Annotated in this window: 13 protein-coding genes; 11 read left to right on the forward strand and 2 right to left on the reverse strand. The window is 71.6% G+C overall.

Translation table 11 applies throughout. The features are described 5' to 3' along the window. Positions 1–198 precede the first annotated feature (198 nt). From rpsT to QWZ14_RS20285, 8 genes are all read left to right on the forward strand, one after another. On the forward strand, positions 199–465 hold the full coding sequence (gene rpsT, locus QWZ14_RS20250) for a 30S ribosomal protein S20 (protein ID WP_290318668.1): 267 nt from the start codon (positions 199–201) through the stop codon (positions 463–465). 328 nt (positions 466–793) lie between these two features. Further along, entirely contained in the window at positions 794–2,236 is a 1,443-nt protein-coding gene (gene dnaA / locus QWZ14_RS20255; RefSeq protein WP_408903728.1) for a chromosomal replication initiator protein DnaA, read from the forward strand. A 128-nt stretch (positions 2,237–2,364) separates the two neighbouring features. After that, the gene (dnaN, locus tag QWZ14_RS20260) at positions 2,365–3,492 is read left to right on the forward strand and encodes a DNA polymerase III subunit beta (protein ID WP_290318669.1); all 1,128 of its coding nucleotides are present in this window, start codon (positions 2,365–2,367) and stop codon (positions 3,490–3,492) included. A 72-nt stretch (positions 3,493–3,564) separates the two neighbouring features. After that, entirely contained in the window at positions 3,565–5,166 is a 1,602-nt protein-coding gene (locus QWZ14_RS20265; RefSeq protein ID WP_290318670.1) for a rhodanese-like domain-containing protein, read from the forward strand. Then, positions 5,163–5,978, forward strand: coding sequence for a ComF family protein (locus tag QWZ14_RS20270; protein WP_290318671.1), 816 nt, complete (start codon positions 5,163–5,165; stop codon positions 5,976–5,978). The genes QWZ14_RS20265 and QWZ14_RS20270 overlap by 4 nt, the downstream gene beginning before the upstream one ends. 81 nt (positions 5,979–6,059) lie before the next feature. Continuing rightward, positions 6,060–6,284: a hypothetical protein gene (locus QWZ14_RS20275; RefSeq protein ID WP_290318672.1), complete on the forward strand. Its 225-nt coding sequence runs from the start codon at positions 6,060–6,062 to the stop codon at positions 6,282–6,284. A gap of 72 nt (positions 6,285–6,356) precedes the next feature. Further along, positions 6,357–6,614, forward strand: a complete 258-nt coding sequence (gene grxC, locus QWZ14_RS20280; RefSeq protein ID WP_290318673.1) for a glutaredoxin 3 — start codon at positions 6,357–6,359, stop codon at positions 6,612–6,614. A gap of 91 nt (positions 6,615–6,705) precedes the next feature. Continuing rightward, positions 6,706–7,182 (forward strand): DUF1178 family protein, encoded by a 477-nt coding sequence (locus QWZ14_RS20285; RefSeq protein WP_290318674.1) that lies wholly within the window; start codon positions 6,706–6,708, stop codon positions 7,180–7,182. Positions 7,183–7,188: 6 nt separating this feature from the next. On the opposite strand, the gene ubiG is transcribed toward QWZ14_RS20285, so the two are convergent. Beyond that, entirely contained in the window at positions 7,189–7,920 is a 732-nt protein-coding gene (ubiG, locus tag QWZ14_RS20290) for a bifunctional 2-polyprenyl-6-hydroxyphenol methylase/3-demethylubiquinol 3-O-methyltransferase UbiG (RefSeq protein WP_290318675.1), read from the reverse strand. A gap of 146 nt (positions 7,921–8,066) precedes the next feature. Between ubiG and QWZ14_RS20295 the strand changes: the two genes are divergently transcribed. From QWZ14_RS20295 to ispG, 3 genes are all read left to right on the forward strand, one after another. After that, complete coding sequence (locus tag QWZ14_RS20295; protein WP_290318676.1) at positions 8,067–9,290, forward strand: aspartate kinase; 1,224 nt, start codon at positions 8,067–8,069, stop codon at positions 9,288–9,290. Then, complete coding sequence (locus QWZ14_RS20300) at positions 9,277–10,365, forward strand: NAD(P)H-dependent flavin oxidoreductase (protein ID WP_408903730.1); 1,089 nt, start codon at positions 9,277–9,279, stop codon at positions 10,363–10,365. Before QWZ14_RS20295 ends, QWZ14_RS20300 begins: the two co-directional genes overlap by 14 nt. A gap of 150 nt (positions 10,366–10,515) precedes the next feature. Further along, the gene (ispG, locus tag QWZ14_RS20305) at positions 10,516–11,658 is read left to right on the forward strand and encodes a flavodoxin-dependent (E)-4-hydroxy-3-methylbut-2-enyl-diphosphate synthase (RefSeq protein WP_290318677.1); all 1,143 of its coding nucleotides are present in this window, start codon (positions 10,516–10,518) and stop codon (positions 11,656–11,658) included. Between the two features lie 6 nt (positions 11,659–11,664). On the opposite strand, the gene QWZ14_RS20310 is transcribed toward ispG, so the two are convergent. Further along, positions 11,665–12,687, reverse strand: a complete 1,023-nt coding sequence (locus QWZ14_RS20310; RefSeq protein WP_290318678.1) for an amino acid ABC transporter substrate-binding protein — start codon at positions 12,685–12,687, stop codon at positions 11,665–11,667. Positions 12,688–12,765: the final 78 nt, after the last annotated feature.

The raw sequence follows: 12,765 nt of genomic DNA on the forward strand, positions 1-12,765 counted from the left end.
CCAGACCGGTTAGCCAGACAGTCCGGTCACAGACCCTAGACCCCGGCCGCCCCCCGCCCCTCCCCGACTCATGGATCGCTCGCTTGACGCGGCGGGGGGGCGGACGGTAGAAGCCCGTTCCTTACGCAGGCTCCGGGCCCGTGGCACGTCGGCCTGCGTCACCCCATCACCCTTGTGCAGAGTTGAAGATAACCCGCCATGGCGAACACGGCTTCCGCCCGCAAGCGCATCCGTCAGAATGAGAAGCGCACGATCCGCAACCGCGCGCGGCGGTCCCGGGTGCGGACCTTCCTGCGCAAGGTGGAAAACGCCATCGCCACCGGTGACAAGCCGCAGGCGCAGGAAGCGCTGAAGGCGGCGCAGCCCGAGCTGCAGCGGGCCGCCACCAAGGGCGTGTTCCACGCCAATACCGTGGCCCGCAAGCTGTCGCGGCTTTCCGCCCGTGTGAAGTCGATCGGGGCCTGATGACCGGGCCTTTGCTGTCATTTCTTGACAGCCGGGGCCCGTTTGACTGCCGCGACGCAATATTGAGAAATCCTTATTCATAGTGACTGCCAAGTCCGGCAGCATATGTTGAGCGATTCATCGTTGCTTGCTGATTTTATTGGACTGCTACTGTCCCGTGTCGATGGTTCGGAAAGTTACTATTTACCCGGACTTTCAGGATGCGGTAACGTCCCGCCTGTCGGATTGACGGGCAGCTAGATCTCCCAAAGCGCCGTCAGGCCTGACACCACCCCCGGGACGCTGTCCCGGGCGTGGCGGTGGCTGGCATGCGCTGGCGTGTGCAGGGATGGAACAGGAGGCCGGCCGCTTGCCCCCCCAATCGTCCGGACATATGGCCGCCGGCTGGGCCCGCATCCGCGGCCGCCTGCGCGAAGAAGTGGGTGAGGTCGAGTACCGCACCTGGCTGCGGCAGATGACCCTGGCCGGGATCGAGGGCGAGGATGCCGTCATCCTGCTGCCGACGCGCTTCCTGCGGGATTGGGTGAACAGCCACTACGGCGACCGGCTGCGCGTGCTCTGGCACGCCGAGGAGCCGAGCGTGCGCCGCATCGATATCCGCGTCTCGGCGACGCCGGTGGCGGAGCCCGCCCTGGCCGGGGTCGAGGAACGCCCGCAGGCCGAGGCCGCGGGCCAGCCGGCCGGGCTGGCGGAGCCGCTGGCCCCGCGGCTCGAGCCGCGCTCCACCCCCGAGTCGCGCTCCGACTGGGTGGTGCCGCTCGAGGCCCGCTTCACCTTCGATACCTTCGTCGTCGGCAAGCCGAACGAGTTCGCCCATGCCTGCGCACGGCGCGTTTCGGAGAAGCCGGCCTCCCCCGGCTTCAACCCGCTGTTCCTCTACGGCGGCGTCGGCCTGGGCAAGACCCACCTGATGCATGCGACCGCCTGGGCGATCCGGGCGCACGACCCGCAGCGGACGGTCGCCTACATGTCGGCCGAGAAGTTCATGTACCGCTTCATCGCGGCGCTGCGCTCGCAGAACACCATGGAGTTCAAGGAGACGCTCCGCGCGGTCGACGTGCTGATGATCGACGACCTGCAGTTCCTGATCGGCAAGGACAACACGCAGGAGGAATTCTTCCACACCTTCAATGCGCTGGTCGACCAGGGCAAGCAGATCATCGTCTCCTCGGACAAGTCGCCCTCGGACCTCGCGGGCATCGAGGACCGGCTGCGCACGCGCCTCGGCTGCGGCATGGTCGCCGACATCCACGCGACCACCTACGAGCTGCGGCTGTCGATCCTGCAGGCCAAGGCCGCCGCGGCGCAGGTGCTGGTGCCGCCCAAGGTGCTGGAGCTGCTGGCCAACAAGATCACCGCCAATGTCCGCGAGCTCGAAGGCGCGCTGAACCGGCTGGTCGCGCATGCCAACCTGTTCGGCCGGCCCATCACCATCGACGGCGCCCACGAGGTGCTGCACGACGTGCTGCGGGCGCATGAGAAGCGGGTCTCGATCGAGGAGATCCAGCGCAAGGTGGCCGACCACTACAACATCCGCCTGACCGACATGAGCAGCGCCCGGCGGGCCCGGAACGTCGCCCGGCCGCGGCAGGTGGCGATGTACCTGGCGAAGCAGCTGACCCAGCGCAGCCTGCCCGAGATCGGCCGCCGCTTCGGCAACCGCGACCACACCACGGTCATGCATGCCGTCTCCCGCGTGGCGGAGCTGATGGCCGCCGATGCCGGCTTCGCCGAGGACGTGACCCTGCTGCGGAAGATGCTGGAGACCTGAGGGGCTTGAGCCAGGGTTGAAAAGCCCATCTTACCCTTGTGAATCAACACTGTTAGATTGGCGGCCGACGGTCCCGCGCAGGCGTGGGCGGCGGTGCCGGTTGCGAATGTCGGGGGAGCCTGGGTCAGATGAAGTTCACGGTCGAACGGGCGATCCTGATCAAGGCGCTGGCGCACGTCCAAAGCGTGGTCGAGCGCCGCAACACCATCCCCATCCTGGCTAACGTGCTGCTCTCGGCCCAGGACGGCGTGCTGAAGCTGACCGCGACCGACATGGAGATCGCGGTGGTCGAGGAGGTGCCGGGGGTGCAGATCAGCCGGCCCGGCCGCACCACCGCGCCGGCCGCGACCCTGTACGAGATCGTCCGCAAGCTGCCCGAGGGCGCCAAGGTCGAGCTCGACCACGCCGGCGGCGATGCCGCGCTGAAGCTGCGCGCCGGGCGCTTCAACACCGACCTCTCGGTGCTGCCGGTGGAGGACTTCCCCTCCATGACCGAGGGCAAGCTGCCGCACCAGTTCAGCCTGCCGGCCGGGCAGCTGCGCGAGCTGGTGGACCGCACCCGCTTCGCCATCTCCACCGAGGAGACGCGCTACTACCTCAACGGCATCTACCTGCATGCGACCGAGAGCGAGGGCACGCCGGTGCTGCGCGCCGTGGCGACGGACGGCCACCGCCTGGCCCGGGTCGAGGAGCCGCTGCCGGAGGGCGCCGCCGGGATGCCCGGCGTCATCATCCCGCGCAAGACGGTCAACGAGCTGCGCAAGCTGGCCGAGGAGACCCAGGACGAGATCGCCATCCGCCTGTCCGACACCAAGATCCGCTTCGACATCGGCGCGGTGCAGCTCACCAGCAAGCTGATCGACGGCACCTTCCCGGAATACGACCGGGTCATCCCGCGCGGCAACGACAAGATCCTGCGGGTGAACAAGAAGGAATTCGCCGAGGCCGTGGCCCGGGTGGCGGCGATCAGCTCGGAGCGCTCGCGCCCGGTCAAGCTCAGCCTCGAGCGCAACCACCTGCTGCTCTCCGCCTCCTCGGCCGAGCAGGGCCAGGCGCAGGAGGAGCTGGAGGGCGAGGGGGTGCAGTACGAGAACTCGCCGCTCGAGATCGGCTTCCAGGCCCGCTACCTCAACGACATCACCGACCAGATCGGCGAGACCGTGGAATTCCGCTTCGCCGACGGCAGCGCCCCGACGGTGGTGACCGACGCGGCCAAGCCCGAGGCGCTCTACGTGCTGATGCCGATGCGGGTCTGAGGCGCCCCGCCGCGCCCCCTCCCGCTTTCCGGCGGCCCTGCTAGGCTCCCGCGCACACCAAGGGACGCCCCCATGCGCCGGATCACCCCCGCCACCCTCAAGGCCTGGATCAACGACGGCCAGGAACTCGCCATCCTCGACGCCCGGGAAGACGGCGAGTTCGGCAGGTCGCACCTGTTCTGGGCCAATCCCTGCGGCCTCTCCCGCGCCGAGCTCCGCGCCCGCCTGCTGCTCCCCCGCCCCGCCACCCGCGTGGTCTGCGTCGACGGCGGCGAGCAGGGCCCGACCGGGCGCCCCCTGGCCGAGCATCTGGCCGGCCTCCTCGCCGGCATCGGCTGCACCGATGTCGCGGTGCTCGACGGCGGCACCCCGGCCTGGGCCGCCGCCGGCTATGTCCTGTTCTCCGGCATGAACGTCCCCTCCAAGGCCTTCGGGGAATGGGTCGAGCACCACTACCACACCCCCTCGGTCGACCCCGCCGAGCTCAAGGCGATGATGGAGGGGGGCCAGGACATGGTCATCCTCGACAGCCGGCCGATGGACGAGTTCCACCGCATGTCCATCCCCGGCGCCATCGACGTCCCCGGCGGCGAGCTGGTCTACCGCATCGGCGAGATCGCCCCCGACCCGGCGACCACCATCGTGGTGAACTGCGCCGGCCGCACCCGCTCCATCATGGGCGCCGAGAGCCTCCGCTCCGCCGGCATCCCGAACAAGGTCGTGGCGCTGCGCAACGGCACCATGGGCTGGGAGCTGGCCGGCTTCTCCTGCGAGAACGGCAAGACCGCCAGCTATCCCCGCGGCGTGCCGGGGACGCTGCCCACCGCGCTGGCCCGCGCCAGCGCCTTCGCCGAGGCCTGGGGGGTGCGGCGCATCGACCGCGCCGGGCTCGACGCCCTGCTCGCCGATCCCGCCCGCACCACCCATGTGCTGGACGTGCGGGACCCGGCCGAATACGCCGCCGGCCACCTGCCCGGCAGCCGCAGCGCCCCCGGCGGGCAGCTCGTGCAGGGGACCGACAACTGGGTCGCGGTCCGCGGCGCCCGCCTCGTGCTGGTCGACGACACCGGCGTCCGCGCCCGGATGACCGGCGGCTGGCTGCGCCAGCTCGGCCAGTGGGAGGTCTTCGTGCTGGAGGACGGCCTGGAGGGCCCGCTGGAGCAGGGCCACCCCGCCCCCGCCTGCCCCGAGGCCGCCGCCCTCCGCCCCGCCACCGTCGCCCCGGCCGAGCTCTCCGCCCTGCTGGCCGAGGGCAGCGCCCAGGTGGTGCAGCTCTCCCGCTCCACCGACTTCCGCGAGGGGCATATCCCCGGCGCCCTCTGGGGCGTCCGCAGCCGCCTCGCCGGCCTCGCCCCGCGGCTGGCCGGGGCGCGCCGCGTGGTGGTCGCCGGCCCGGACGAGGCGATCGCCCGCCTCGCGGTGCCCGAGCTGCAGGCGCTGGCCGCGGCACCGGTGATGCTGCTCGCCGGCGGGCTCGCCGCCTGGAAGGCCGCCGGCCTGCCCCTGGCCAGGGACCGCCGCACCCCGGCCGATGCCGATTGCATCGATGCCTACCTTCGCCCCTATGATCGCAACGACGGGGTCGAGGCGGCGATGCGCGAATACCTCTCCTGGGAGATCGACCTGGTGCATGAGGTGGCGCGCGACGGCGACGCCCGCTTCGGCACCCGATGACCGCCGCGGCCCGGATCCTGCCGAAGCTCGGCCCCTGGATGGCCCGCCTCGGCACCGGGCTGCTGGATGCGGTGCTGCCGCCGCACTGCCTGACCTGCGAGGCCGAGGTGGACCACCAGGGGGCGCTCTGCGCCGCCTGCTTCCGCACGCTCTCCTTCGTCACCGCGCCGCTCTGCGCCTGCTGCGGCGTGCCCTTCCCGCATGCCGGGGCGGGCCGGCCCTCCCCCGTCGGGCCGCTCTGCCCGGCCTGCCACGCCGCCCCGCCGGCCTTCGCCGCGGCCCGGGCGGCGCTGCGCTACGACGCCGGCGCGCAGCGGCTGATCCTGCCCTTCAAGCACGGCGACCGCACCGAGCTGGCCGGGCCGCTGGCCCGCCACATGGCCCGGGCCGGCGCCGCGCTGCTGGCCCGGGCGGAGGTGGTCGCGCCGGTGCCGCTGCACTGGCGCCGGCTGCTGTCCCGCCGCTACAACCAGGCGGCGCTGCTCTCGTCCCGGCTGGCCCGGATGGCGGGCAGGCCGCACCTGCCGGACCTGCTGCGCCGGCGGAAGCCGACGCCGCCGCTCGGCGAGCTCGGCGCCGCCGACCGCGCCGCGGCGCTGGCCGGTGCCTTCACCCTCTCGCGCCGCGGCGCCGCCCGCATCGCCGGCCGCCGCGTGCTGCTGGTGGACGACGTCCTGACCTCCGGCGCCACCACCGAGGCCTGCGCCCGGCTGCTGCTGGCCGCCGGCGCCGATGCGGTGGACGTGCTGGCCGCCGCCCGGGTGCCGGACCCGCGGCTGGAAGCCCAGGCCAGGTCCCGCCCGCCGGGCTGAGCGGCCCCGGGCGATCCTCAGCCTTCCTTCAGCATCCGCGGCGAGACTGCCCCGGGCCCCCCTGGCCGGAGACGCCCGCCCATGCCGACCCGCCCGACCCCCGCCGCGCCGCAGGACCTGCCCGAGGTCGACCCGCAGGAGAGGATGGCGGGCTCCCCCTTCGCCATTCCGCCCAGCCCGCAGGCGGCGCGCCGGATGCCGGCGGCGGTCCTCGACCAGGGCGACGTCCCCGCCTTCCTCGCCGCCCTCGGCCTGATCTTCGCCCTGGTCTCGCTGGTCGGGATCGCCGTGCTGCCCGGCCGCTGAGGCGCGGCGCCGATCCGGAAAGGGTTCGATACAGCCCTTGAACCAGGCCCGCCGGCGGCCAAAATCGGCGCCATGCCCAAAGTCGAAATCTACACCATCCTCTTCTGTCCCTATTGCGAGCGCGCCAAGGCGCTGCTCGGCAGGAAGGGCGTGGCCTTCGAGGAGATCGATGCCCCCAGCGGCTCCGCGGCCCGCAAGGAGGCCATCGCCCGCTCCGGCGGCCGGACCACGGTCCCGCAGATCTTCATCGACGGTCAGGCCATCGGCGGCTCCGACGACCTGACGGCGCTCGACCGCGGCGGCAAGCTGGACCCCCTGCTCGCCGCCTGACCCGGGACGGGCGGCGCCACCCGCCCGGCACTCGACGCGCCCGGAATTCATACGCTATGCGGAACGGATCGCAGGACCGGAAAGGCTTGGGATGATCCACTACGATCTGCGCTGCGGCGCGGGCCATGAGTTCGACGGCTGGTTCAAGGACAGCGCGGCCTTCGCCACCCAGGCCAAGGCCGGCTTCGTCGAGTGCCCGGCCTGCGGCTCGACCGAGGTGGTGAAGCAGCTGATGGCCCCGGCCATCCCGAAGAAGGGCCGCGGCAAGCCGGCCGCGCTGCCGGCCCCGGCGCCCGCGCCGGCCGCCGCCGAGGCCCCCCCCTCCCAGGTCGCCGCGGCCGGCCCCGTCCCGGCCCAGCTCGTCGCCCTGCTGCAGAAGGTCCGGGCCGAGGTGGAAAAAAGTTGCGACTACGTCGGCAAGGAATTCGCCGAGGAGGCGCGCCGGATCCACCGCGGCGAGAGCGACCGGGTCGGCATCTACGGCGAGGCCAGCCCCGCCGACGCCGAGGCGCTGCGCGACGAGGGCATCGAGGTCGCCCGCATCCCCTGGGTGCCCCGGGCGGACTAAGCCCCTTTAGCGCGCCATGACCAGGTAGTTGACCCCGACGTCCCGGCCAGTGCTCCAGCCGCCCCGGGCGTCGCGGATCAGGCCGGTGATGTCGCTCACCCGCAGCCCCGCCGCCCGCAGCTCGGCGCCGAGCTCGGCCGGGCGGACGAACATCCGCCAGTCATGGGTGCCGACCGGCAGCAGCCGCAGCAGGTACTCGGCGCCGATCTTGGCCATGACAAAGGACCGCGAGGTGCGGTTCAGGGTCGAGACGAAGACCGCCCCGCCCGGCGCCATCAGCGCGGCCAGGTGGCGGCAGAAGGCCTCGCGGTCGGCGACATGCTCGATCACCTCCAGCGCCACCACCGCGTCGAAGCGCGGCCCGCCCTCGGCCAGCAGCCCTTCCGGCATGCCCTGGCGGTACAGGATGGCAAGGCCCGCGGCCGCGGCATGCGCCCGCGCCACCGCCAGGGCGGTCGCCGCCGCATCCAGCCCGGTCACCTGCGCCCCGGCCCGGGCCAGGGCCTCGCTCGCCAGCCCGGCGCCGCAGCCGACGTCCAGCACCCGCAGCCCGGCCAGCGGCGCCGGCCCGGCCGGGTCCCGGCCGTGCAGCCGGGCCAGCCGGGCGACGATCCAGCCGCAGCGCGCCGGGTTCATCGCGTGCAGCGGCGCCATCGGCCCCTTAGGGTCCCACCACCGCGCCGCCAGGCCGTCGAATTTGGCGATCTCGGCGTCGATGGCCGTTCCTGTCGCCGGCATGCGCCGCCATCCTTTCCGCTATTCCGCGGCCGCGCCCGGGCAAATGTTGCAGCAGGGGAGCCACATGGGTATCTGTGCCGCCCTTCCCGCGGCGGCAAGCTGTGCCACCGCTGCCGCGGCCTCTTTTTCCGGACCGAACGCCCGCCATGGCCCGCATCGTGATGAAGTTCGGCGGCACCTCCGTCGCCGATCTCGACCGTATCCGCAACGTCGCCCTCCGCGTGCAGCGGGAGGTGGAGGCCGGCCACGAGGTGGCCGTGGTGGTCTCCGCCATGTCCGGGGTCACCAACCAGCTGGTCAAGTGGTGCCAGGAGCTCTCCCCGCTGCACGACGCGCGGGAATACGACGCGGTGGTCGCCACCGGGGAGCAGGTGACCAGCGGGCTGCTGGCCATCGCGCTGCAGGCGCTCGGCGTCGATGCCCGGTCCTGGCAGGGCTGGCAGGTGCCGATCCGCACCGACAGCGCCCATGGCAAGGCCCGGGTCGAGAGCATCGAGGGCGCCACGCTGATCGAGCGCATGCAGCAGGGCCAGGTGCCGATCGTCGCCGGCTTCCAGGGCATCGACCCGACGCGGGGCCGGGTGACGACGCTGGGCCGCGGCGGCTCGGACCTCTCGGCGGTCGCCATCGCCGCGGCGGTGAAGGCGGACCGCTGCGACATCTACACCGACGTCGACGGCATCTACACGACCGACCCGCGGATCGTGCCCCGCGCCCGCAAGCTGGACCGCATCAGCTACGAGGAGATGCTGGAACTGGCCTCGGTCGGTGCCAAGGTATTGCAGACCCGTTCGGTCGAGCTGGCGATGAAGCAGCGCGTCCGGGTGCAGGTGCTGTCGAGCTTCGAGGACAAGCCAGGGTCCCTGGTGGTGGATGAGGACGAGATCGTGGAACAGCCCATCGTCAGTGGCATCGCCTATTCCCGGGACGATGCGAAGGTCACCCTGCGGCGGGTGCCGGACCGGCCGGGCGTCGCCGCCAATGTCTTCGGCCTGCTGGCCAAGGCCAACGTGAACGTGGACATGATCGTCCAGAACATCGGCGCCGACGCCGGCACCGACATGACCTTCACTGTGGGCAAGGCCGACCTCGCCCGGGCCCAGGACGTGCTGGAGAAGGCGCGGCCGGAGATCGGCTTCGAGGGCATCGTCGCCGACCCCAACGTCGCCAAGATCAGCGTCGTCGGCGTCGGCATGCGGAGCCATGCGGGCGTCGCCAACACCATGTTCCAGGCGCTGGCCGACAAGGGCATCAACATCCAGGTCATCTCGACCAGCGAGATCAAGGTCAGCGTCCTGGTCGGCGCCGACTACACCGAACTCGCGGTGCGCGCCCTGCACACCGCCTATGGCCTCGATGGCCCGGGCTGAGACGATGGACAGCATCCTCCCCACGACCCCCCCCCCCACGACCTCCCCCACCGTGCCGGCCGACGGCATGGCCGAGCTCGACCGGCTGATGGCCCGCGGCGCCGCCTTCTTCGGCGCCCGCTACGCCCTGATGGGCGGGGCGATGAGCTGGGTGAGTGAGCGCAACCTGGTCGCCGCCCTGTCCAACGCCGGGGCCTTCGGCGTCATCGCCTGCGGCGCGATGGAGCCGGAGCGGCTGGCGCAGGAGATCGCCGGCACCCAGGCGCTGACCCAGCGGCCCTTCGGCGTGAACCTCATCACCATGCACCCCCGGCTGGAGCAGCTGGTGGATACCTGCCTCGAGGCCAAGGTCGGGCACATCGTCTTCGCCGGCGGCATCCCCTCCGGCGCCATCATCAAGAAGGCCAAGGACGGCGGCGCCAAGGTGGTCTGCTTCGCCCCGGCGCTGGCGCTGGCCAAGAAGCTGGTGCGCTCCGGCGCCGATGCGCTGGTGATCGAGGGCTCCGAGGCCGGCGGGCATATCGGCCCGGTCTCGCTGAACGTGCTGGCGCAGGAGATCCTGCCGGCCATGGCCGAGCAGGTGCCGGTCTTCGTCGCCGGCGGCATCGGCCGGGGCGAGGCGATCCTGTCCTTCCTCCAGATGGGGGCGGCCGGCGTCCAGCTCGGCACCCGCTTCGTCTGCGCGACGGAAAGCATCGCCCATCCGCTGTTCAAGCGCGCCTTCCTGCGCGGCAATGCCCGGGACGCGGTGCCGACCCAGCAGATCGACGAGCGCTTCCCGGTCATCCCGGTGCGGGCGCTGGTCAATGCCGGGACCAAGCGCTTCATGGCGCACCAGGCCGAGGTGCTGGCGAAATTCCAGTCGGGCGAACTGACCAAGGAGGCGGCGCAGCTCGACATCGAGCATTTCTGGGCCGGTGCCCTCCGCCGCGCGGTGATCGACGGCGATGTGGAGAACGGCAGCCTCATGGCCGGCCAGTCCGTCGGCATGGTGGACCGGGAGGCCCCCGCCGCCGAGATCATCGCCGAACTCATCGGCCAGGCCGCCGCTGCCCTGGTCCGCCGGGCGGCGTGACACTTCGATGAAACCCGCTCGCCGTGCCGCGATCGGGCTCGCTGCCGCCCCGGCCGGTGGCGCAATAGACGGGACGTGCGCGCGGCCGCTTTGGCAAAGCCGCCCGCACTGCCATATTCAATCGCCACGACCCCTTGGGGAAACCAGCGCATGAGCTATCGCCCCTACCAGATGATCACCCGGCGCAAGTCGCGCCAGATCCGGGTGGGCAAGGTCCTCGTCGGCGGCGACGCGCCGATCACGGTCCAGACCATGACCAACACCCCGACCGAGGATGCGGCGGCGACCATCGCCCAGATCCGCAAGTCGGAGGTCGCCGGCGTCGACATCGTCCGCGTCTCCTGCCCGACGCCCGAGAGCACGGCGGCGCTGGCCGAGATCGTGCGCGAGGTGAATGTCCCGATCGTCGCCGACATCCACTTCCACTACCGCCGCGCCATCGAGGCGGCCAAGGCCGGCGCCGCCTGCCTGCGGATCAACCCGGGCAATATCGGCAGCGCGGAACGCGTCAAGGAAGTGGTCAAGGCGGCTCGCGACTACGGCTGCTCCATCCGCATCGGCGTCAACGCCGGCAGCCTCGAGAAGCACCTGCTGGAGAAGTACGGCGAGCCGAACCCGGAGGCGCTGGTCGAGAGCGCGCTCTGGCACGCCGACCACCTGCTGCAGAACGACTTCACCGAGTTCAAGATCAGCGTGAAGGCCTCCGACGTCTTCCTCGCCGCCGCCGCCTACCAGCAGCTCGCCGAGGTCTGCGACCACCCGCTGCACATCGGCATCACCGAGGCGGGGGGCAAGCGCACCGGCACGGTGAAGTCGGCGGTCGGCCTGGGCTCGCTGCTCTGGGCCGGCATCGGCGACACCATGCGCGTCTCGCTCTCCGCCGAGCCGGAGGAGGAGGTGCACGTCGGCTGGGAGATCCTGAAGTCGCTTGGCATCCGCCACCGCGGGGTCAAGATCATCTCCTGCCCCTCCTGCGCCCGGCAGGGCTTCGACGTCATCCGCACGGTGGCGACGCTGGAGGACCGGCTGGCGCATATCGAGACGCCGGTGACCCTCTCCATCATCGGCTGCGTGGTCAACGGCCCGGGCGAGGCGCTCATGACCGACATCGGCCTGACCGGCGGCGGCGCCGGCCGGCATATGATCTATGCCGCCGGCAAGACCGACCACACCATCGACGAGGCCGCCATGGTCGACCACGTGGTCTCCCTGGTGGAGAAGAAGGTCGGCGAGATCCAGGCCACCGAGGCGGCCGAGAAGGCCGCCCGGGACGCCCTCACCGTCGACGCCTGAAGGGCGTCAGCGCATCGGCAGGGCGTAGATCAGCCCGCCGTCGGTCCAGAGCCGGTTCGGCCCGCGCGGCAGGCCGATGCTGGTCTCGGGGCCGAAGGAGCGGTCGTAGATCTCGCCGTAATTGCCCACCGCCCTGACCACGTTGTAGGCCCAGGCGCGGTCGAGCTTCAGCGCCTCGCCCAGCTCGGGCGTCACGCCCAGCAGCCGGCGGGTATTCGGGCTGGGGCTGGTGCGGCGCTGCTCCTCGACGTTCTGCTGGGTCAACCCCTGCTCCTCGGCCTCGATCAGGGCGGTGGTGTACCAGCGCACCACGTCGAACCACTGCTGGTCGTCGCGGCGGATGTAGGCGCCGTAGGGCTCCTTGCTGAAGCGCTCCGGCAGGATGGTCCAGTCGGCCGGGTTCGCCATGGTGGAGCGCACGCCGGCGAGCTGCGAGGCATCGGTGCCGAAGCTGTCGCAGCGCCCGGCCTGCAGCGCCGCGGTCGCCTGGTCGGTCCGTTCGAACAGCACCGGGCTGAAGGGGGTGTTGATGCTGCGGAAGTAGTCCGCCGTCACCTGCTCGTTGGTCGTGCCCTGCACCAGGCAGATGGTGGCGCCGCGCATCTCCGAGACCTTCTGCACGGTGCCGGTCCGCACGATGAAGCCGTGACCGTCGAAGAAGTAGGTCGTCACGTGCCGCAGGCCGAGCGAGACGTCGCGCAGCATGGTCTGGGTGCTGGTGCGGAACAGCACGTCCACCTCCCCGGCGCCGAGCGCGGTGAAGCGGGTCGAGGACGACAACGGCGCGAAGCGCACCTTGCTCGCGTCGTTGAAGATGGCGACGGCGAGGCCGCGGCAAAGGTCCACGTCCATGCCCTGCCAGACGCCCCGGCTGTCCGGCAGGCCGAAGCCGGCGACGCCGGTGCCGATGCCGCAGACCAATTGGCCGCGCGCCCTGACCGCCTGCAGCGTCTGCTGGCTCAGGGCCGGTGATGTGGCGAACAGCGCGCATGCGAGCGCCGCCGCGGCAGCGAAGCCTCGTCCCAGCATGATTCCTTGCCTACCCTGTCGAGAATGTCCCGCCAGGATGGTCGCCGCTGCCGCTTCGCTCTGTCAACGAAAAGACCG

Source organism: Paeniroseomonas aquatica (genome assembly GCF_030409335.1).
Taxonomy (GTDB): Bacteria; Pseudomonadota; Alphaproteobacteria; order Acetobacterales; family Acetobacteraceae; genus Belnapia; species Belnapia aquatica.

Excerpts from the sequence above, each read along its gene's own strand:
- QWZ14_RS20265 (WP_290318670.1), top strand. The coding sequence starts at position 3,565 with ATGCGCCGGATCACCCCCGCCACCCTCAAGGCCTGGATCAACGACGGC.
- rpsT (WP_290318668.1), top strand. The coding sequence starts at position 199 with ATGGCGAACACGGCTTCCGCCCGCAAGCGCATCCGTCAGAATGAGAAG.
- QWZ14_RS20275 (WP_290318672.1), top strand. The coding sequence starts at position 6,060 with ATGCCGACCCGCCCGACCCCCGCCGCGCCGCAGGACCTGCCCGAGGTC.
- QWZ14_RS20295 (WP_290318676.1), top strand. The coding sequence starts at position 8,067 with ATGGCCCGCATCGTGATGAAGTTCGGCGGCACCTCCGTCGCCGATCTC.
- ispG (WP_290318677.1), top strand. The coding sequence starts at position 10,516 with ATGAGCTATCGCCCCTACCAGATGATCACCCGGCGCAAGTCGCGCCAG.
- QWZ14_RS20270 (WP_290318671.1), top strand. The coding sequence starts at position 5,163 with ATGACCGCCGCGGCCCGGATCCTGCCGAAGCTCGGCCCCTGGATGGCC.
- grxC (WP_290318673.1), top strand. The coding sequence starts at position 6,357 with ATGCCCAAAGTCGAAATCTACACCATCCTCTTCTGTCCCTATTGCGAG.
- ubiG (WP_290318675.1), bottom strand. The coding sequence starts at position 7,920 with ATGCCGGCGACAGGAACGGCCATCGACGCCGAGATCGCCAAATTCGAC.
- QWZ14_RS20310 (WP_290318678.1), bottom strand. The coding sequence starts at position 12,687 with ATGCTGGGACGAGGCTTCGCTGCCGCGGCGGCGCTCGCATGCGCGCTG.
- dnaA (WP_408903728.1), top strand. The coding sequence starts at position 794 with ATGGAACAGGAGGCCGGCCGCTTGCCCCCCCAATCGTCCGGACATATG.
- QWZ14_RS20300 (WP_408903730.1), top strand. The coding sequence starts at position 9,277 with ATGGCCCGGGCTGAGACGATGGACAGCATCCTCCCCACGACCCCCCCC.
- dnaN (WP_290318669.1), top strand. The coding sequence starts at position 2,365 with ATGAAGTTCACGGTCGAACGGGCGATCCTGATCAAGGCGCTGGCGCAC.
- QWZ14_RS20285 (WP_290318674.1), top strand. The coding sequence starts at position 6,706 with ATGATCCACTACGATCTGCGCTGCGGCGCGGGCCATGAGTTCGACGGC.